General features: G+C 63.1%; 15 protein-coding genes. 11 read left to right on the plus strand and 4 right to left on the minus strand.

All coding sequences use genetic code 11. The annotated features are described in order from the left end of the window. Positions 1–105: 105 nt before the first annotated feature. The 3 genes from acnA (at position 106) to V1286_RS35605 (ending at position 4,624) form a co-directional block, all read left to right on the plus strand. Entirely contained in the window at positions 106–2,826 is a 2,721-nt protein-coding gene (gene acnA, locus V1286_RS35595) for an aconitate hydratase AcnA (protein WP_334488105.1), read from the plus strand. Between the two features lie 146 nt (positions 2,827–2,972). Further along, on the plus strand, positions 2,973–3,734 hold the full coding sequence (locus tag V1286_RS35600) for a DUF1223 domain-containing protein (RefSeq protein ID WP_334488107.1): 762 nt from the start codon (positions 2,973–2,975) through the stop codon (positions 3,732–3,734). A 518-nt stretch (positions 3,735–4,252) separates the two neighbouring features. Further along, a complete protein-coding gene (locus V1286_RS35605; RefSeq protein WP_334488111.1) occupies positions 4,253–4,624 on the plus strand; it encodes a DUF2794 domain-containing protein in 372 nt (123 codons plus the stop codon). Between the two features lie 108 nt (positions 4,625–4,732). On the opposite strand, the gene V1286_RS35610 is transcribed toward V1286_RS35605, so the two are convergent. The 4 genes from V1286_RS35610 to V1286_RS35625 all read right to left on the minus strand — a co-directional run bounded on the left by V1286_RS35610 (position 4,733) and on the right by V1286_RS35625 (position 9,716). Next, the gene (locus tag V1286_RS35610; protein WP_334488113.1) at positions 4,733–5,263 is read right to left on the minus strand and encodes a GNAT family N-acetyltransferase; all 531 of its coding nucleotides are present in this window, start codon (positions 5,261–5,263) and stop codon (positions 4,733–4,735) included. Between the two features lie 139 nt (positions 5,264–5,402). After that, a complete protein-coding gene (locus tag V1286_RS35615; RefSeq protein ID WP_108520643.1) occupies positions 5,403–6,194 on the minus strand; it encodes a Bax inhibitor-1/YccA family protein in 792 nt (263 codons plus the stop codon). Between the two features lie 241 nt (positions 6,195–6,435). Further along, positions 6,436–9,006, minus strand: a complete 2,571-nt coding sequence (locus V1286_RS35620) for an ABC transporter permease (protein WP_334488115.1) — start codon at positions 9,004–9,006, stop codon at positions 6,436–6,438. Beyond that, positions 9,003–9,716 carry an ABC transporter ATP-binding protein gene (locus tag V1286_RS35625; RefSeq protein ID WP_334488118.1) on the minus strand — a complete coding sequence of 238 codons (714 nt, stop codon included), beginning with the start codon at positions 9,714–9,716 and terminating at the stop codon, positions 9,003–9,005. Before V1286_RS35625 ends, V1286_RS35620 begins: the two co-directional genes overlap by 4 nt. Between V1286_RS35625 and V1286_RS35630 the strand changes: the two genes are divergently transcribed. From V1286_RS35630 to V1286_RS35665, 8 genes are all read left to right on the plus strand, one after another. Further along, positions 9,715–10,431 carry an arylesterase gene (locus tag V1286_RS35630; protein WP_334488120.1) on the plus strand — a complete coding sequence of 239 codons (717 nt, stop codon included), beginning with the start codon at positions 9,715–9,717 and terminating at the stop codon, positions 10,429–10,431. The two genes, V1286_RS35625 and V1286_RS35630, sit on opposite strands and share 2 nt — an antisense overlap. A 180-nt stretch (positions 10,432–10,611) precedes the next feature. Then, positions 10,612–11,148 carry an RNA 2',3'-cyclic phosphodiesterase gene (gene thpR, locus V1286_RS35635; RefSeq protein ID WP_108520635.1) on the plus strand — a complete coding sequence of 179 codons (537 nt, stop codon included), beginning with the start codon at positions 10,612–10,614 and terminating at the stop codon, positions 11,146–11,148. A 198-nt stretch (positions 11,149–11,346) separates the two neighbouring features. Next, complete coding sequence (zapE, locus tag V1286_RS35640; protein WP_334488123.1) at positions 11,347–12,528, plus strand: cell division protein ZapE; 1,182 nt, start codon at positions 11,347–11,349, stop codon at positions 12,526–12,528. Positions 12,529–12,674: 146 nt separating this feature from the next. Further along, on the plus strand, positions 12,675–13,643 hold the full coding sequence (gene mdh, locus V1286_RS35645; RefSeq protein ID WP_108520631.1) for a malate dehydrogenase: 969 nt from the start codon (positions 12,675–12,677) through the stop codon (positions 13,641–13,643). Between the two features lie 133 nt (positions 13,644–13,776). After that, positions 13,777–14,973, plus strand: coding sequence for an ADP-forming succinate--CoA ligase subunit beta (sucC, locus tag V1286_RS35650; protein WP_334488128.1), 1,197 nt, complete (start codon positions 13,777–13,779; stop codon positions 14,971–14,973). A gap of 2 nt (positions 14,974–14,975) precedes the next feature. Then, positions 14,976–15,452, plus strand: coding sequence for a DUF1579 family protein (locus V1286_RS35655; RefSeq protein ID WP_334488130.1), 477 nt, complete (start codon positions 14,976–14,978; stop codon positions 15,450–15,452). Positions 15,453–15,498: 46 nt separating this feature from the next. Continuing rightward, positions 15,499–16,383, plus strand: a complete 885-nt coding sequence (gene sucD / locus V1286_RS35660; protein ID WP_108520624.1) for a succinate--CoA ligase subunit alpha — start codon at positions 15,499–15,501, stop codon at positions 16,381–16,383. A 133-nt stretch (positions 16,384–16,516) separates the two neighbouring features. Beyond that, positions 16,517–19,474 carry a 2-oxoglutarate dehydrogenase E1 component gene (locus tag V1286_RS35665; protein ID WP_334488134.1) on the plus strand — a complete coding sequence of 986 codons (2,958 nt, stop codon included), beginning with the start codon at positions 16,517–16,519 and terminating at the stop codon, positions 19,472–19,474. The last annotated feature ends 114 nt before the right edge of the window (positions 19,475–19,588 follow it).

Consider the following 19,588-nt stretch of genomic DNA (forward strand, 5'->3'; position numbering starts at 1 on the left):
CTTGATGCAGCACACAATCGGCGGCTGCAAGCCGATAGGCCAGCCTAACGCTGATGGTGTTTAAATACCCTTGCCGGGTATAACTGGAATTTGGGATTTCCTGACATGACCTCGCTCGACAGCTTCAAATGCCGCAAGACCCTCAAGGTCGGCAGCAAGACCTACGTGTATTACAGCCTGCCCGCCGCCGAGAAGAACGGTCTGAAGGGAATTTCCAAGCTGCCCTATTCGATGAAGGTGCTGTTGGAAAACCTGCTGCGCAACGAGGACGACCGCACGGTCAAGAAGGCCGATATCATTGCGGTGTCGAAATGGCTGCGCAAGCGCAAGCTCGAGCATGAAGTCGCGTTCCGCCCAGCGCGCGTCCTGATGCAGGATTTCACCGGCGTGCCGGCGGTGGTCGATCTCGCCGCGATGCGCAACGCGATGCAGGCGCTCGGCGGCGACGCCGAGAAGATCAACCCGCTGGTGCCGGTCGATCTCGTCATCGACCACTCGGTGATCGTCAACTTCTTCGGCGACAACAAGGCGTTCGGCAAGAACGTGGTTGAGGAATACAAGCAGAACCAGGAACGCTACGAGTTCCTGAAATGGGGCCAGAAGGCGTTTTCGAACTTCTCCGTGGTGCCGCCCGGCACCGGCATCTGCCACCAGGTCAATCTCGAATATCTCGCGCAGACGGTGTGGACCAGGAAGCAGAAGATGACGGTCGGCAAGAAGACCGGCACCTTTGAAGTCGCCTATCCGGATTCGCTCGTCGGCACCGACTCGCACACGACAATGGTCAACGGCCTCGCCGTGCTCGGCTGGGGCGTCGGCGGCATCGAGGCGGAAGCCTGCATGCTCGGCCAGCCGCTGTCGATGCTGCTGCCCGAAGTGGTGGGCTTCAAGCTCAAGGGCCAGCTCAAGGAGGGCGTCACCGCGACGGACCTCGTGCTGACGGTGACGCAGATGCTGCGCAAGCAGGGCGTGGTCGGCAAGTTCGTCGAATTCTTCGGCCCCGGCCTCGACTTCCTCTCGGTGGCCGACAAGGCGACCATCGGCAACATGGCGCCGGAATATGGCGCGACCTGCGGCTTCTTCCCGGTCGACGCCGCGACCATCGATTACCTCAAGACCTCCGGTCGCAAGGCGGATCGCGTCGCGCTGGTTTCGGCCTACGCCAAGGCGCAGGGCCTGTTCCGCACCGCGAAATCAACTGATCCCGTGTTCACGGAAACGCTGACGCTCGATCTCGGGGATGTCGTGCCGTCGATGGCCGGCCCGAAGCGCCCCGAAGGCCGTGTCGCGCTCCCTGCAGTTTCCACCGGCTTCGCGACAGCGCTGGCCGGCGAATACAAGAAGCCGGAAGGCGCCGAGAACCGCTATTCGGTCGAGAACCGCGACTTCGATCTCGGCCATGGCGACGTCGTGATCGCTGCGATCACCTCCTGCACCAACACCTCCAACCCGAGCGTGCTGATCGGCGCGGGCCTGCTCGCGCGCAACGCTGCCGCCAAGGGCTTGAAGGCAAAGCCGTGGGTGAAGACCTCGCTTGCGCCCGGAAGCCAGGTGGTCGCGGAATATCTTTCCAATTCCGGCCTGCAGAAGGAACTCGACAAGGTCGGCTTTAACCTGATCGGCTTCGGCTGCACGACCTGCATCGGCAATTCGGGTCCGCTGCCGGAGGAGATTTCGAAGTCGATCAACGACAACGGCATCGTCGCCGCCGCCGTGCTGTCGGGCAACCGCAATTTTGAGGGCCGCGTCTCGCCGGATGTGCAGGCCAACTACCTGGCCTCGCCGCCGCTGGTCGTGGCTTATGCGCTGGCGGGAACGGTGACAAAGGACCTCGCGGTCGAGCCGATCGGCGAGGGCAAGGACGGCAAGCCGGTGTACCTGAGGGACATCTGGCCGACGACCAAGGAGATCAACGCCTTCATGAAGAAGTTCGTGACGGCCACGATCTTCAAGAAGCGCTATGCCGACGTGTTCAAGGGCGACACCAACTGGCGCAAGATCAAGACGGTCGAGAGCGAGACCTACCGCTGGAACATGAGCTCGACCTATGTGCAGAACCCGCCCTATTTCGAAGGCATGAAGAAGCAGCCCGACCCCATCGTCGACGTGGTCGATGCGCGGATTCTGGCGATGTTCGGCGACAAGATCACCACCGACCACATCTCGCCGGCCGGTTCGATCAAGCTGACTTCGCCTGCCGGAAAATTCCTCAGCGAGCATCAGGTGCGTCCCGCCGACTTCAACCAGTACGGCACGCGGCGCGGCAATCACGAAATCATGATGCGCGGCACCTTCGCCAACATCCGCATCAAGAACTTCATGCTGAAGGGCGCCGACGGCAATATTCCGGAAGGCGGCCTTACCAAGCACTGGCCAGACGGCGAGCAGATGTCGATCTACGACGCGGCGATGCAGTACCAGCAGGAGAGCGTGCCGCTGGTGGTGTTCGCCGGCGCCGAATACGGCAACGGTTCGTCGCGCGACTGGGCCGCCAAGGGCACCCGCCTGCTCGGCGTCCGCGCCGTGATCTGCCAAAGCTTCGAGCGCATCCATCGCTCCAACCTGGTCGGCATGGGCGTGCTGCCGCTCACCTTTGAGGACGGCACGTCGTGGACATCGTTGGGCCTGAAGGGCGACGAAAAGGTGACGATCCGAGGCCTGCAGGGCGACCTGAAGCCGCGTCAGACCCTGACGGCCGAGATCGTCTCTGGTGATGGCGCGCTGCAGCGCGTGCCGCTGCTTTGTCGCATCGATACCCTCGACGAACTCGAGTACTACCGAAACGGCGGCATTCTGCATTATGTGCTGCGCAAACTTGCCGCCTAACGCGGATTTGTGATCAGTGCCTCACTGCGAAGTGAGTAGCGAGCAGGAAGAAGGCGGCCTATGACAAGGCCGCTTTCGCGCGTCTGGGGCACGCATTCAGGATGTCAAATCATGCCCAGTAAAAATACGGACGGACGGTTCGGCCTATGATAGCGATGATGGCCTATAGCGGCATATCGCGATGGTCCGGTGCGCTCAGCGTCTGCGCGATCATTGCCGTGATCCGCCCGGCTCATGCCGATCCGCGCGCCGTGGTCGAACTGTTTACGTCGCAGGGTTGTTCGTCGTGTCCGCCGGCCGATCAGATCGTCGGCGAACTCGCCAAGGACCCCAACGTGATCGCGCTGAGCATGCCGATCGACTACTGGGACTATCTTGGCTGGAAGGACACGCTGGCGGACTCGCGTTTCAGCGCGCGTCAGAAAGCCTACTCGCATGTACGCGGCGACCGCAACCTCTACACGCCGCAGATGATCGTTAACGGCTCGGCGCAGGTGATCGGCAGCGATCGTGCCGCCATCGAAGGCGCCATCAAGAACACGAGCAAGGCCGAGGGCGTGATGTCGGTGCCGGTGACGATGACGTTGTCAGGCAAGCTGATCAACGTGTCGGTCGAGGCGAGCAAGGTGTCGGCGACCGGGCGCGGCGAAGTCTGGCTTTGCTCGGTCTCGCGGGCGGTGCCGATTTCGATCGGGCGCGGCGAGAATCGCGGCCAACAAATCACCTACTACAACGTGGTGCGCAATATCGTGAAGGTCGGCGACTGGAACGGCGGCGCAGGAAGCTGGACCGTTCCGCTGGAAAATATTTCCCGCGACGGCGTCGATGCCGCGGTCGTCTATGTCCAGGACGGCAACCGCGAAAAGCCGGGCCCGATGCTCGGCGCTGCCTTCACCGCGCTGCGCTAGCTGGCGCTCGTGTAGCTCCTGTAGCCCGGATGGAGCGAAGCGCAATCCGGGACAGCTTTCTCTGCTCGCGTGATTCCCGGATTGCGCTTCGCTTGGCTACGCAGCCGGCGAAGCCGCGCGTGGCGTTTGCCAGGGCGGGCCCACAAACGAAAAAGGACCAACTTTCGTTGGCCCAGTATCGGGATTAACTCCCTCTGCGAACAGGCCCGATCCCGACGGCCCCGGGGGGCTGGGGGCTGAGGAATCCGGAACCGAAAGGACCGGGCCAACGCAGGATTTTCTTGTCGCAATCCAGCGGGGCGGGCGGTTGGCGGAAGTGGGGCAGCAATAAGATTCCGCTAACGATCCCGTGAATCGATGTTTCCCGCGATGTCGGGCGGTTCCGCGCGGTTTCCTTCGTGTTTACACCCCTTGCGGCGTCCTGCGGTTAGCGCGATCATGTAAATCTCGGCACGCGCCCGAAAAGTGGGGACCGGTTTTCGGAACGAGAGCATGCCTGAGATGACAGGAGGCGCTCCATGAGCTCGATATCGGAGGACACCGATCCAAGCGAGAGCCGCGCAGTGGCGCGGACCGCCACTGCAACTCCCCCGCCGAATCGTGTCACGTTCAATCGTCTCGAACTCAACCGTATCCTCAATCTGTATGGGCGCATGGTCGCCGACGGCGAATGGCGCGACTATGCCATCGACTTTCTGAAAGACCGCGCGGTGTTCTCGGTATTCCGCCGCGCCTCCGAGGTTCCAATCTACCGCATCGAGAAAGATCCGCGGCTCGCGCGCAAGCAGGGCATGTACAGCGTGATATCGGCGACCGGGCTGATCCTGCGCCGCGGCCACGAACTCGAGCGCGTGCTGCTGGTGATCGACCGCAAGCTGGCGCTGGTGTAGCGAAGCCGCCGTAGGGTGGGCAAAGGCGCACTTGCGCCGTGCCCACCACCCATCCCCGATGTTAGTCGCGAATGGTGGGCACGCTTCGCTTTGCCCACCCTACAAATCTCAATCCCCCGGCACCGTCGATCCGCCTTCACCGAGCGCGCGCTGCATCATCACGGTGTCGAGCCAGCGGCCGAACTTGAGGCCGACATTGGCGTGCGTCCCGATCATCTGGAACCCGCATTTGGTGTGAAGGCCGATCGAGCCGGCATTGGCGGAATCGCCGATCACGGCGATCATCTGCCGGTAGCCGCGCGCCTCGCATTCGGGGATCAGCCGCTGCAACAATTGCAGGCCGATACCGCGGCGTTGGGTCGAGGGTTGCAGATAGATGGAATTCTCCACTGTAAAACGGTAGGCCGGCCGCGGGCGATAGGGCCCCGCATAGGCGTAGCCGATCACGCGGCCTTCGACCACGGCAACGAAATAGGGAAAACCGCTGTCCATCAGCACCCTGAATCGCCGGGTCATCTCGGCGAGATCGGGAGGGATCAGCTCGAACGTCGCGGTGCCGTAGCGTACCGCGTGCTCGTAGATTTCGGTGATGGCGGGGAGGTCGGCCTCGGTGGCGGAGCGAATTTCGGGAACGGACATGGAGCAAGATTAGATTTTTTTGCGCAGAAGGGAAGCGGGTTCGAGGCTTCTTCCTTCTCCCCTTGTGGGAGAAGGAAGGGGCAAAAGAAAAGCCCCGGCCGCGAGGCCGGGGCTTCAACTCGTACCTGGTCGGTAGCGACTAGTCGCGCTGGCCGAGCAGCTGCAACAGCAGCGTGAACAGGTTGATGAAGTTCAGGTAGAGCGACAATGCACCGGTAATCGCCGCTTTCTCTGCAATCTCGCCGCCTTCAGAGGCGTAGCCGTAGATGTAGTCGTTCTTCAGCCGCTGGGTATCCCAGGCGGTGAGGCCCGCGAACACCAGCACGCCGACCACCGAGACGATGAACTGCAGCATCGAGCTCGCCAGGAACAGGTTGACCAGGCTCGCGATGATGACGCCGATCAGGCCCATGAACAGGAACGACCCCATGCCGCTCATGTCACGCTTGGTGGTGTAGCCGTAGAGGCTCAGTGCGCCGAACGTGGCCGCGGTGATGAAGAACACCCGCACGATCGAGGTATGCGTATACACCAGGAAGATCGACGACAGCGAAATGCCCATCAGCGCCGAGAACACCCAGAACAGCATCTGGGCGGTCGCAGGCCGCAGCCGGTTAATGCCGGCCGAAATCGCGAACACCATGGCCAGCGGCGCGAGGATGAACAGCCACTTCAGGGGGCTGACATACATCGCGTAGCCGAACTGCGTCAGGTAGGCATTGCCGAACCGGGCGACGGCGCCGGCCTGATCGGTGGTCACCGCAGCCATGTAGACGCCGAGCGCGGCAAGGCCGGTGATCGCCAGGCCGATGCTCATGTAGTTGTAGATGCGCAGCATGTAGGCGCGCAGACCGGCATCGACTGCCGCAGCGTCAACGCGTCCGGCGGCCCGGCCGAAAGGAGATACGTAGTTACGGTCTAGGTCCGACATGGTCGAATTCCCGTTGGTTGCCCGGCGGAGCGCAAGGGTTTGCGGCGCCGGTTAGATTTCTATCTCAGCTGTCCCGATTTGCTGACATTATTCCAGGTCATCAAGCCGGCCACTGAACTTGGCTGGTATGTGGGAAACTAACACATTCGACGCAAGCTTCCACGCGCGGCTGAATGTCGCTTCTCGCAGCAAATTCCGCGTAAAAGCAGCGTTAACCCCGCCTTTCCGCCGCTACAAATTGTCACAAATTCCGCAACACGCTGGCCGGCTTCTGGTTCAGGGCCAACAACGTCCCGGCGAGCCCCAGTCCTACCGTGACGATGAGGGCGGCGGCGACCACGCCTGCGGCGCTGCCGGCCTGCCAGATGAAACCGAGCGTCATCAGCCGGGTCACGATCAGCCAGGCCGCGATCGAGCCCGCGATCACGCCGAAAACCGCCGTGGCGAGGCCGATCATCAGGTATTCCAGCGCGTAGGCGCCGAGCAGCCGCGCCCGGGTCGCGCCGAGCGTCTTCAGAATGACCGCGTCGTAGACCCGGTGGCGGTGGCCGGCCGCCAGCGCGCCGCCCAGCACCAGGATCGCCGAGATCAGCGTCACCGCGCTGGCGCCGCGGATGGCGAGCACGAGGTTGGTGATGACGGTGCCGACGGTTTCCAGCGCCTCACGGACCCGCACGCTGGTGACCATCGGGAAGGCGTCCGCGACCTGTTTGATGATCCGGGCGTCGCCGGCGGCGTCCGGATGGACTTCGGACAGGGTCGCAACATGGCTGTGCGGCGCGCCCTTGAAAGCATTGGGCGAGAACACCAGCACGAAATTGATGCCGAGCCCCTGCCAGTCGACGTTGCGCAGGTTGCTGATCCGGGCCGGAATGTCGCGGCCGAGCACGTTGACCACGATTTCGTCGCCGATCTTGAGTTTTAGCCCGTCGGCGATCTTCTTCTCCAGGGAGACCAGCGGCGGGCCGCTATAGTCGGCGCGCCACCATTCGCCCTCGACAACCTTCGAGCCTTTCGGGACTTCGCCGGTATAGGTCAGGCCGCGGTCGCTCTGCAGCACCCATTCGGAATCCTGCGAGGGCTTGAGCTCGTCGGCCTTGACGCCCCGGGCGGCGACGATGCGTCCGCGCAACATCGGCACGTCTTCAACCGTCGATTGCGGCGCGACCTGTTTGAGGAAGGCGCCGAAGCGGTCGGCATCGGCCGTCGGAATGTCGATGAAATAGAACGAGGGTGCTTTCTCCGGCAACGCCGCCAGAAATTGCCGGCGCAGATTGCCGTCGATCTGGGTGATGGTGACGAGGACCGCGAGCCCGAGGCCGAGCGACATCACGACCGAGGGCGTCAGCGCGCCGGGCCGGTAGATGTTGGCGATCGCCAGCCGCAGCATGGTGATTCGGGATCGTGGCATGCGGCGCGCCAGCGCCATCAGCCCGGCAGCGACGCCGCGCAGAAGCGCGAACACCGCCACCGAAGAGACGACGAACACGGCCGCGACCCGCTTGTCATAGGCAAGCCCGATGGCGACCGCGACCAGCAGCGCGATCACCACCGCCATCAGCGCGAGGTAGCTCCAGCGCGGCCGGTGCCATTCGCGCGCGACCTCCTCGCGAAACAGCGCTGCGACCGGCACGTCATGCACCCGGCCGAGCGGCCATAGTCCGAAGGCGAGCGCGGTGAGCAGGCCATAGACGAACGACAGCGCCAGCTCATCGAAATGCAGGGCAGGGATCACCGGCAATGGCAGCAGCTTGCCGAACACGCCGACGATGAGGAACGGCAACGCCGCGCCGGCGGCGAGCCCGATCACCGAGCCGACCGCGGCGAGCAGGATCACCTGCGTCAGATAAATCGTGAAGACGTCGCGCCCGGTGGCGCCCAGCGCCTTGAACGAGGCGATGACGTCGCGGCGGCGATCGATATGGCTCTTGACCGCGTTGGCAACGCCGACGCCGCCGACCAGAAGTGCGGCGAGGCCGACCAGCGTCAGGAACTGGGTGAAGCGATTGATGGTTCGTTCGAGCTGCGGCGAGGCATTGCTGCTGCTGCGGATCCACCAGCCGGCTTCCGGCAGGGCGCTGCGCGCGCTCTCGATCATTTGGTTGGCGGAGCGATCGTCGGCCGCATTGTCCGGCAGCTTCACGCGGTAGATCCAGCGCACCAGGCTGCCGGGCTGCAGCAAGCCGGAGGCGCGCAGGCTCGCTTCGCTGACGAGAACGCGCGGGCCCAATCCGACATTGCCGGCGAGCTTGTCCGGCTCGGCGACAACGACGCTGCGGATCTGGAGGCTGGCATTGCCGATTGTGATGCGGTCGCCAAGCTTCAGATCGAGCCGCGCCAGCAGCGTGGAATCGACCGCGGCGCCGAATGCGCCGTCGCGCTCGGCCATGAGATCCGCCATCGGCATTTTGGGCTCGAGCGTCACCTGCCCGAGCATCGGGTAGTTGCCATCCACCGCCTTGAGTTCGACCAGCGCCAGCTTGCCGTCGTTACTGCGGGCCATCACGCGCAGCGCCGCCGCCACCGAAACCTGGCCGCGCGCGCCCAGGAATGCGATTTCCTCCGGCTTGGCCTCGCGCTGGATCAGCGAGAACGCCACGTCGCCGCCGAGCAGCGTGCGGCCCTCGCGCGTCAAACCTTCGCTGAGGCTGGCTGCGACCGAGCCGACGCCGGCAATCGCCATCACGCCAAGCGCGATGCAGGCGATGAAGACATAAAAGCCGCGCAAGCCGCTACGCAGTTCGCGAAGCGCGTAGCGCACGGCAAGGGATGACGCGCGGCTCCGATAGGCCGGTTCGGAAATGACGCTCATGAATGGCCGTCGATCCGGCCCGAGCGCAGCCGCACGACGCGGTCGCAGCGCTGCGCCAGCGAACTATCGTGCGTTACCAGCACCAGGGTCATGCCGCGCTCGGCGTGCTTGGTGAACAGGAGATCGACGATCTGCTTGCCGGTGGTTTCATCGAGATTGCCGGTCGGCTCGTCCGCAACGAGAATGGCGGGATCTGGCGCCAGCGCGCGGGCCAGCGCCACGCGCTGCTGCTCACCACCCGACAATTGCGTCGGATAATGATGCAGCCGATCGCCGAGCCCGACCGACGCCAACTCCTGCGCCGCGCGTGCTGCCGCGTCAGGATTGCCGGCGAGCTCCAGCGGCACCGCGACGTTTTCCAGCGCCGTCATGGTCGGGATCAGATGAAACGACTGGAACACGATGCCGACCTGGCGGCCGCGGAAGCGCGCCAGCGCATCCTCGTCGAGGGCATTGAACGGAGTGCCGTTGACCACCACCTCTCCGCTGTCAGGACGTTCCAGCCCCGCCATCACCATCAGCAAGGTCGATTTGCCCGAGCCTGACGGGCCGATCAGGCCGATCGCCTCCCCCGGTGCCACACTAAGGCTGATATCTTTCAGGATATGAACGCGGGCGGCACCTGAGCCGAGCGAGAGGTTGACATTGGAAATGGCAATGGTGTCCGGCTCGACGCCGGCCAGTGAAGAGGGTTCGATGAGACTGTCCATGGCTCGGTCATATGGCACTTACGCCACTCGGGTCGAGGGCTTGAAACGGATGTTTGCGCACATACGCGTGTTGATTATGGCTTTGATGACGGCCGGACCGGTTTTTGCCCAGTCCCAAGTCCATTCTCCTGCCACCGCACCCGCCAAACCGGTCAAAATGGTCGTCCTCGGCGATTCCTTGAGCGCCGGCCTCGGCCTGCAGGCCACGGCGGCGTTCCCCGCCCGCCTACAAAAAGCTTTGAGCGACAAAGGGATAAAGGTCGACATGATCAATGCCGGGGTGTCCGGCGATACCTCGTCCGGCGGCCGCGACCGGCTGGACTGGTCGATCCCTGAGGGAACCGAGGCGGTGATTCTCGAACTTGGCGCCAACGACGCGCTGCGCGGCATCGACCCCGCCGTCACCCGAACGGCATTGACTGAAATCCTGACGCGACTGAAGGCGCGCAAGATCGCCGTTCTGCTGTGCGGAATGCTTGCGCCGCCCAATTACGGCAGCGAATACGCCGCGCGCTTCAACGCGATCTATCCGGAGCTTTCCAAATCCTTCGGCGTCCCGCTCTACCCGTTCTTCCTGGAAGGGGTCGCGGCAGACGCCAAACTCAACCAGGCGGACGGGCTGCATCCGACCGCCGAGGGCGTCGATGTCATCGTGAAAAATATTCTGCCTATGGTGGAGGCATTTCTCGGCACGATCTCGAGGCAACCGAGTTGAAAAAGATGCAAACGAATAACCTTGCTGCTGGTTTTCCCCGTAGCATTCCGGTCTGCTGGCGCCGCGTGCTTCGCAGGGTCATATAAGTCGGGTAGGAATTAGTGATCGGTGATTCGTCACCGGGTTTGCTGTCAGGCGTGAGCCTCCAAAGCTGACGCCTTCGCATCGAGGATTTTTGCGATGCCGCGTTTGTTTGCTGGACTGGAAATTCCGGCCGAGATCGGCCAGAGCCTTTCCAATTTGCGTGGCGGCCTTCCTGGCGCACGCTGGATCGATCCCGAAAATTACCACGTCACCTTGCGCTTCATCGGCGATATCGACGGCATGTCGGCGAATGAAATCGCCTCGATGCTGTTTCGGATCAACCGCAAGCCGTTCGAGGTCAAGGTGCAGGGCCTGCAGAGTTTTGGCGGCAAGAAGCCACGCGCGGTGGTCGCTTCCGTCGAGCCGAGCCGGCCGCTGATCGAGCTGCAGGCCGAACTCGAACGGCTGATGCAGCGGATCGGGCTCGATCCCGAGGGCCGAAAATTCACGCCGCACGTGACGCTGGCGCGGCTGCACGATGCGTCGAGCCAGGACGTGGCCGATTATCTCTCGGTGCGCGGCTACTTTCCGAGCCGGACGTTCATGGCCTCCCGCTTCGTGCTGTTTTCGTCGCGCGCCTCCACCGGCGGCGGCCCCTATGTGGTCGAGGATTCCTACGCGCTGAGTGCGTGAGCCGTAGCCCGGATGGAGCCAACGGGTCGCGCGAATGCGCGCCCGATGACAGGCTCCGCGAAATCCGGGGCAGGCCTATCCGCTTGTTACAGAACCCCGGATTGCGCTGCGCTCCATCCGGGCTACGCAGCTTCATTTGCATGGCCCCAGCATCATTCAAGGCTTGCAATTTCTCTTCGCTTGAGGCCGAAAGGGGCCATGCTGTCGACCGACCCCACCTCGTTCCGCGCGCAGTATCAGGCGCTGGTTTCCTCCGGCGCGATCGAGGCCGATCCTGCGCAGGCCGACGCCGCCGAGGCGTTCACCGCGCTTGAGGAACGGCTGTCGAGCTACAAGCCGGCGCGCAAGCTCAGCCTGCTTGGCCGGTTGTTTGGCGACAAGAGCGAACCGCCGCCGCGGGGGCTTTACGTTCACGGCGAGGTCGGCCGCGGCAAGACCATGCTGATGGACCTGTTCTTTCAGCACTCGCCGGTCGCGCACAAGCGCCGCGCCCATTTCCACGAATTCATGGCCGAGGCGCATGAGAAGATCTACGCCTATCGGCAGAACATCGCGCGCGGTGAAATCGCAGACGGCGACGTGATCGAGCTGACAGCCAACGCCATCTTCGACGAGGCGTGGCTGTTGTGTTTCGACGAATTCCACGTCACCGACATCGCCGACGCCATGATCCTCGGGCGGCTGTTCTCAAAACTGTTCGAGCTCGGCACCGTCGTGGTGGCGACCTCGAACGTCGCGCCCGAAGATCTCTACAAAGGCGGGCTCAACCGCGCGCTGTTCCTGCCGTTCATTTCGCAGATCGAAGGCCGCATGGACGTGCTGCGGCTCGACGCGCGCACGGATTTCCGCCTGGAAAAACTCGCCGGCGTGAAGATGTGGCTGACGAACGATCCGGAAGCCGAATTCGTCCTCAACCGCGCCTGGGGCAGGATGACCGGCAACGCGCCGTGCAAGTCGCGCGACATCGCTATCAAGGGCCGCAAGCTGCATGTGCCATGCTCGGCGCACGGTGTGGCGCGGTTTTCCTTCGCCGATATCTGCGAAAAGCCGCTGGCGGCGTCGGACTATCTGCGGCTGGCGCACGATTATCACACCATCCTGATCGACCGCATTCCTGTCATGGATTACGCCGAGCGCAACGCCGCCAAGCGTTTCATCTCGCTGATCGATACGCTCTATGACAATGCCGTGAAGCTGATGGCGTCGGCCGAGGCCGATCCGGTGTCGCTGTACCTGGCAACCGATGGCAATGAGGCCAACGAGTTCAAGCGGACCTCGTCACGGCTGATCGAAATGAGCTCCGAATCCTACTTGGCGCTCCCGCACGGCCGGAAGGATTCCGCGGCGAGCGGGTCGAGCACGGGGCTGGTGGAAACGTAGTCTTTCGCTGGCATACCTGACCGAAATCGAGGCAGGGTCTGGAATCGGGCATGCCCCGGCTTGAACCGGTCATTCGAAAGGGATAACCAGCCATCCAACTTCCTTATCCACACCCCTCATCTTCGTCTCAGAAGGACAAATTTCCCATGGCGCGCGACAAGATTGCTTTGATTGGCTCCGGTCAGATCGGCGGAACGCTGGCTCACCTCGTCGGCCTGAAGGAGCTCGGCGACGTCGTGATGTTCGACATTGCGGAGGGCGTTCCCCAGGGTAAAGCGCTCGATATCGCGCAGTCTTCGCCGGTCGACGGTTTCGACGCCCATCTCACCGGCGCCAATTCCTACGACGCGCTTGATGGCGCCAAGGTCTGCATCGTCACCGCCGGCGTGCCGCGCAAGCCCGGCATGAGCCGCGACGATCTCCTGAGCATCAATCTCAAGGTCATGGAGCAGGTCGGCGCCGGCATCAAGAAATATGCCCCCGACGCTTTCGTCATCTGCATCACCAACCCGCTGGATGCGATGGTGTGGGCGCTGCAGAAGGCTTCCGGCATGCCGCACAAGAAGGTGGTCGGCATGGCCGGCGTGCTCGACTCCGCGCGTTTCCGTTATTTCCTGGCCGATGAATTCAACGTCTCGGTCGAAGACGTCACCGCCTTCGTGCTCGGCGGTCACGGCGACACCATGGTGCCGCTGACCCGCTATTCCACCGTCGCCGGCATTCCGCTGCCTGATCTGGTCAAGATGGGTTGGACCTCGCAGGCACGCATCGACGAGATCGTCGACCGTACCCGCAACGGCGGCGCCGAGATCGTCAACCTCCTCAAGACCGGTTCGGCGTTCTATGCCCCGGCCGCTTCCGCGATCGCGATGGCCGAGAGCTACCTGAAGGACAAGAAGCGCGTGCTGCCCTGCGCCGCCTATCTCAACGGCGAATACGGCGTGAAGGACATGTATGTCGGCGTCCCCGTTGTCATCGGCTCGAAGGGGGTCGAGCGTATCGTCGAGATCGAGCTGGCCGGTAAGGACCGCGAAGCCTTCGACAAGTCGGTCGGCGCGGTGCAGGGCCTGGTCGACGCCTGCAAGAAGATCGCGCCCGACCTGTTGGGCCGTTGATTTTACTCGGCTTTCGCCCCTTCGCGGGGGCGGAAGTGTTTTCAGGGTTGCAGTTCTGTTGGTATATGGTATGCCAACTACCAATGCCGGTGAACTGTAGAACTCGCCGCTAAGGGTTTTGGGGAGCGTCCAGATGAATATCCATGAATACCAGGCCAAGGCTCTGCTGCATGAATTCGGCGTGCCGATTTCGCGCGGTGTGCCGGTTCTGAAGGCCTCGGATTCGGATGCCGCCGCCAAGACGCTTCCCGGCCCGGTCTGGGTGGTGAAGAGCCAGATCCATGCCGGCGGCCGCGGCAAGGGCAAGTTCAAGGAAGCCTCCGCCGGCGACAAGGGCGGCGTCCGCATCGCCAAGTCCGTTGCCGAGGTCAATGAATTCGCCAAGCAGATGCTGGGCGCCACGCTCGTCACGATCCAGACCGGCGCGCACGGCAAGCAGGTCAATCGCCTCTACATCGAGGAAGGCTCCGACATCGACAAGGAGTTCTATCTCTCGATCCTGGTCGACCGCGAAACCAGTAAGGTGGCGTTCGTGGTGTCGACCGAAGGCGGCGTCAACATCGAGGAAGTCGCGCACAATAATCCTGAGAAGATCGTGACCTTCTCGGTCGATCCGGCCACCGGCATCATGGGCCATCACGGCCGCACGGTCGCAAAGGCGCTCAATCTTTCCGGCGATCTCGCCAAGCAGGCCGAGAAGCTGGTGGTGCAGCTCTACAACGCCTTTGTCGCCAAGGACATGGCGATGCTGGAAATCAATCCGCTGGTTGTCACCAAGCAGGGCCTGTTGCGCGTGCTCGATGCGAAAGTGTCGTTCGACGACAACGCCATGTACCGCCATCCCGAAGTGGCCGCGCTGCGCGACGAGACCGAGGAAGACGCCAAGGAAATCGAGGCGTCGAAATACGATCTCAACTACGTCACGCTCGACGGCACCATCGGCTGCATGGTCAACGGCGCCGGCCTCGCTATGGCGACCATGGACATCATCAAGCTCTACGGCATGGAGCCCGCCAACTTCCTCGATGTCGGCGGCGGCGCCAGCAAGGAGAAGGTGGCGGCGGCCTTCAAGATCATCACCGCCGATCCGAACGTGAAGGGCATCCTGGTCAACATCTTCGGCGGCATCATGAAGTGTGATATCATTGCCGAAGGCGTGGTCGCCGCCGTCAAGGAAGTCGGCCTGAAAGTGCCGCTGGTGGTGCGGCTCGAAGGCACCAATGTCGACGCCGGCAAGAAGATTATCCGCGAAAGCGGCCTCAACGTGGTGCCGGCCGACAATCTCGACGATGCCGCACAGAAAATCGTGAAAGCCGTCAAGGGAGGCTAGCGATGGCTGACCATCTCGCTGCACCGATGCCGCTGGAAGAACACCGCAAGCTCGGGGTGTTTGCCGGCGAATGGGCCGGCGAGGAAGTGGTCTATCCGTCGCGCTGGACCGCCGGCGGTCCGGCGACCTCGCATGTGGTGGCGCGGATGGATCTCAACGGCTTCTATTTGATCCAGGACACCCGCCAGATGCGCGACGGCAAGGAGAGCTTCGCGACCCATGGCGTGTTCACCTACGACCGCGACGACCGGCACTACAAATTATTCTGGCACGATTCGCTCGGCTACTACTCGCCGGCACCGGCCTCCGGCGGCTGGACCGGCAAGACATTGATTCTGGTGCGGGGCTCGCTGCGCGGCAACGCGCGCCACGTCTATGAAGTCGTCGACAACGACAACTACACCATGAAGATCCAGTTCTCGCCTGACGCCGAAGGATGGGCCGATGTGCTCACCGGCGTCTACCGGCGGATTCACTAAGCCTATCGTTCATCGTTCCCGGTCACCTACGAAAGCGTTCGCAACCATGTCCGTTCTGATCGACAAGAATACCAAAGTCATCTGCCAGGGTTTCACCGGCAAGAACGGCACGTTCCATTCGGAAGCCGCGATCGCTTACGGTACCCAGATGGTCGGCGGCACCTCGCCGGGTAAGGGCGGCTCCAAGCATCTCAACCTGCCCGTCTTCGACACCGTCGCCGAAGCGCGCGAGAAGACCGGCGCAGATGCCTCCGTGATCTACGTTCCGCCGCCGGGCGCGGCGGATGCGATCTGCGAAGCGATCGATGCGGAAATTCCGTTGATCGTCTGCATCACGGAGGGCATTCCGGTGCTCGACATGGTGCGCGTCAAGAGATCGCTGAGCGGATCGAAATCGCGGCTGATCGGGCCGAACTGCCCGGGCGTGATGACCGCCGGCGAATGCAAGATCGGCATCATGCCGGCCAACATCTTCAAGCCCGGCAGCGTCGGGATCGTTTCCCGCTCGGGCACGTTGACCTACGAAGCCGTGTTCCAGACCACCCAGGAGGGTCTCGGCCAGACCACCGCGGTCGGTATCGGCGGCGACCCGGTCAAGGGCACCGAATTCATCGACGTGCTGGAAATGTTCCTCGCCGATCCCAAGACCACTTCGATCATCATGATCGGTGAAATCGGCGGCTCGGCCGAGGAAGACGCCGCCCAGTTCATCAAGGACGAGGCCAAGCGCGGCCGGAAGAAGCCGATGGTTGGCTTCATCGCCGGCGTCACGGCCCCTCCCGGCCGCCGCATGGGCCATGCCGGCGCGATCATCTCCGGCGGCAAGGGCGACGCCGGATCCAAGACCGCGGCCATGGAAGCGGCCGGAATTACGGTCTCTCCGTCGCCGGCACGGCTCGGACATACCCTTGCCGAAAAGTTGAAATCGTAATTCAATTCTTGGTTCTTTTCGGGGCGAAGTTTCGCATTAAATAGGGTAAGGGGTACTTATCCCGCTGATCCGGTTTCCGGATCGGCGATGCGCCGTCTTCCACGCGCAAACCGAAAATTACCAGGACTCCATCATGTCTCGCCAGGACGCGAATGCAGCATTTGCCCTCTCCTCATTTTTGCAGGGCACCAACGCCACCTACATCGACGACCTCTATGCCCGCTACGAGCAAGACCCCGCATCGGTCGACGCCGAATGGCAGGAATTCTTCAAGAGCCTGAAAGACACCCCGGCCGACGTCCAGAAGAACGCCGAGGGGCCCTCCTGGGGCCGCGACAACTGGCCACTCACCCCGCGCGACGAACTGACCTCGGCGCTGGACGGCAACTGGGTCACCGTCGAGAAGGCGGTCGGCACCAAGCTTGCCGCCAAGGCGCAGGCCAAGGGCGCCGAGCTGTCGGCCGCCGACATCAACCAGGCGACCCGCGATTCGGTCCGCGCCTTGATGCTGATCCGCGCCTACCGCATGCGCGGTCATTTCCACGCCAAGCTCGATCCGCTCGGCATCGAGGCGCAGCGCGACCGCGAAGAGCTCGATCCGCGCACCTATGGCTTCACCGAAGCCGATTTCGACCGCAAGATCTTCCTCGACCACGTGCTCGGTCTCGAATACGGCAGCTTGCGCGAAATCGTCGCGATCTGCGAGCGCACCTACTGCCAGACGCTCGGCGTCGAGTTCATGCACATCTCCAACGCCGCGCAGAAGGCCTGGATCCAGGAGCGCATCGAGGGTCCGGACAAGGAAATCAGTTTTACCCGCGAGGGACGCCGCGCGATCCTCAACAAGCTGGTCGAAGCCGAGGGGTTTGAAAAGTTCTGCGATCTCAAGTTCACCGGCACCAAGCGTTTCGGCCTCGACGGTGCTGAATCGCTGATTCCGGCGCTCGAACAGATCATCAAGCGCGGCGGCAATCTCGGCGTGAAGGAGATCGTGCTCGGCATGCCGCATCGCGGCCGCCTCAACGTGCTGACGCAGGTGATGGGCAAGCCGCACCGCGCGCTGTTTCATGAATTCAAGGGCGGCTCCGCCAACCCGGACGCGGTCGAAGGCTCCGGCGACGTCAAATACCATCTCGGCGCATCGAGCGACCGCGAGTTCGATAACAACAAGATCCATCTGTCGCTGACCGCGAACCCGTCGCATCTCGAAATCGTCGACCCCGTCGTGCTCGGCAAGGTTCGCGCCAAGCAGGACCAGCACGGCGATCCGCCGGATATGCGTATTTCGGTGCTGCCGATGCTGATGCATGGCGACGCGGCGTTCGCTGGCCAGGGCGTCGTGGCGGAATGCTTCAGCCTGTCCGACCTGAAGGGCTACCGCACCGGCGGCTCGCTGCATTTCATCGTCAACAACCAGATCGGCTTCACCACCTATCCGCGCTACTCGCGTTCCTCGCCCTATCCGTCCGACGTGGCGAAGATGATCGACGCGCCGATTTTCCATGTGAACGGCGACGATCCGGAAGCGGTGGTGTTCGCGGCCAAGGTCGCGATCGAGTTCCGGCAGAAATTCCACAAGCCTGTCGTCATCGATATGTTCTGCTATCGCCGCCATGGCCACAACGAGGGCGACGAGCCGGCGTTCACCCAGCCGGTAATGTACAAGCGGATCGCCTCGCATCCGTCGACACTGGAGATTTATGCCAGGCGGCTGATCGCCGACGGCGTGATGACCGAGGGCGAGGTCGAGAAGGCCAAGGCCGACTGGCGCGCGCGGCTCGATGCCGAGCTCGAGGCCGGTTCCGGCTACAAGCCCAACAAGGCCGACTGGCTCGACGGCAAGTGGGCGGGCTTCAAGTCCGCCGACCAGGAAGAGGAAGCCCGCCGCGGCGTCACCGGCGTCGACGTCAACATCCTCAAGGATATCGGGCGCAAGATCACCAAGGTGCCGGACGGCTTCCGGGTTCACCGCACCATCCAGCGCTTCCTGGAAAACCGCGCCAAGGCGATCGACAACGGCGTCGGCATCGACTGGGCGACCGGCGAGGCGCTGGCGTTCTGCACGCTGCTGGAGGAAGGTCGCCACGTCCGGCTGTCGGGACAGGACAGCGAGCGCGGCACTTTTTCGCAGCGCCATTCGGTGCTGATCGACCAGGAAGACGAGAGCCGCTACACGCCGTTCAACCATCTCGGCCACGACCAGGGCCATTACGAGGTCATCAACTCGCTCTTGTCCGAAGAGGCGGTGCTCGGCTTCGAGTACGGCTATTCGCTGGCCGAGCCGAAGGCGCTGGCGATGTGGGAAGCGCAGTTCGGCGACTTCGCCAACGGCGCCCAGGTGCTGTTCGACCAGTTCATCTCGTCAGGCGAGCGTAAATGGCTGCGCATGTCCGGCCTCGTCTGCCTGCTGCCGCATGGCTATGAAGGGCAGGGGCCGGAGCATTCTTCGGCGCGGCTCGAGCGTTTCCTGCAGATGTGCGCCGAAGACAACATGCAGGTGGTGTATCCCACTACGCCGGCGAATTACTTCCACGTGTTGCGGCGCCAGCTGCACCGCGAAATCCGCAAGCCCCTGATCCTGATGACGCCGAAGTCGCTGTTGCGGCACAAGCGCGCGGTCTCGCGGCTCGACGAGCTGGCGGCGGACACTACCTTCCACCGCATCCTGTACGATGACGCCCAGATGCTGCCCGACGAGAAGATCAAGCTCACGTCGGACGACAAGATCCGCCGTGTCGTGCTGTGTTCGGGCAAGGTCTATTACGATCTCTACGAGGAGCGCGAGAAGCGCGGCATCGACGACATCTACATCATGCGCGTCGAGCAGCTCTATCCGGTGCCGCTCAAGGCGCTGGTGCACGAGCTCGCCCGCTTCAAGAACGCCGAAGTGGTCTGGTGCCAGGAAGAGCCGCGCAACATGGGCGCGTGGCACTTCATCGAGCCCTATCTCGAATGGGTGTTGAACCAGATCCATGCGCCGAACCGGCGTCCGCGTTACGCGGGCCGTGCTGCGTCGGCCGCAACCGCCACCGGTTTGATGTCGAAGCACCAGGCGCAGCTCAAGGCGATGCTGGATGAGGCGCTGAACTAGCAATTGCCCCAAGTCGTCATGCCCGGGCAAAAGGCGCGAAGCGCCGTCTTGGCCTCAAATGTCCCGGGCATCCACGTCTTGCTTTGTGAAAATTGTCTTAGGGCGTGGATGGCC

This window comes from Bradyrhizobium algeriense (assembly GCF_036924595.1).
GTDB lineage: Bacteria > Pseudomonadota > Alphaproteobacteria > Rhizobiales > Xanthobacteraceae > Bradyrhizobium > Bradyrhizobium algeriense.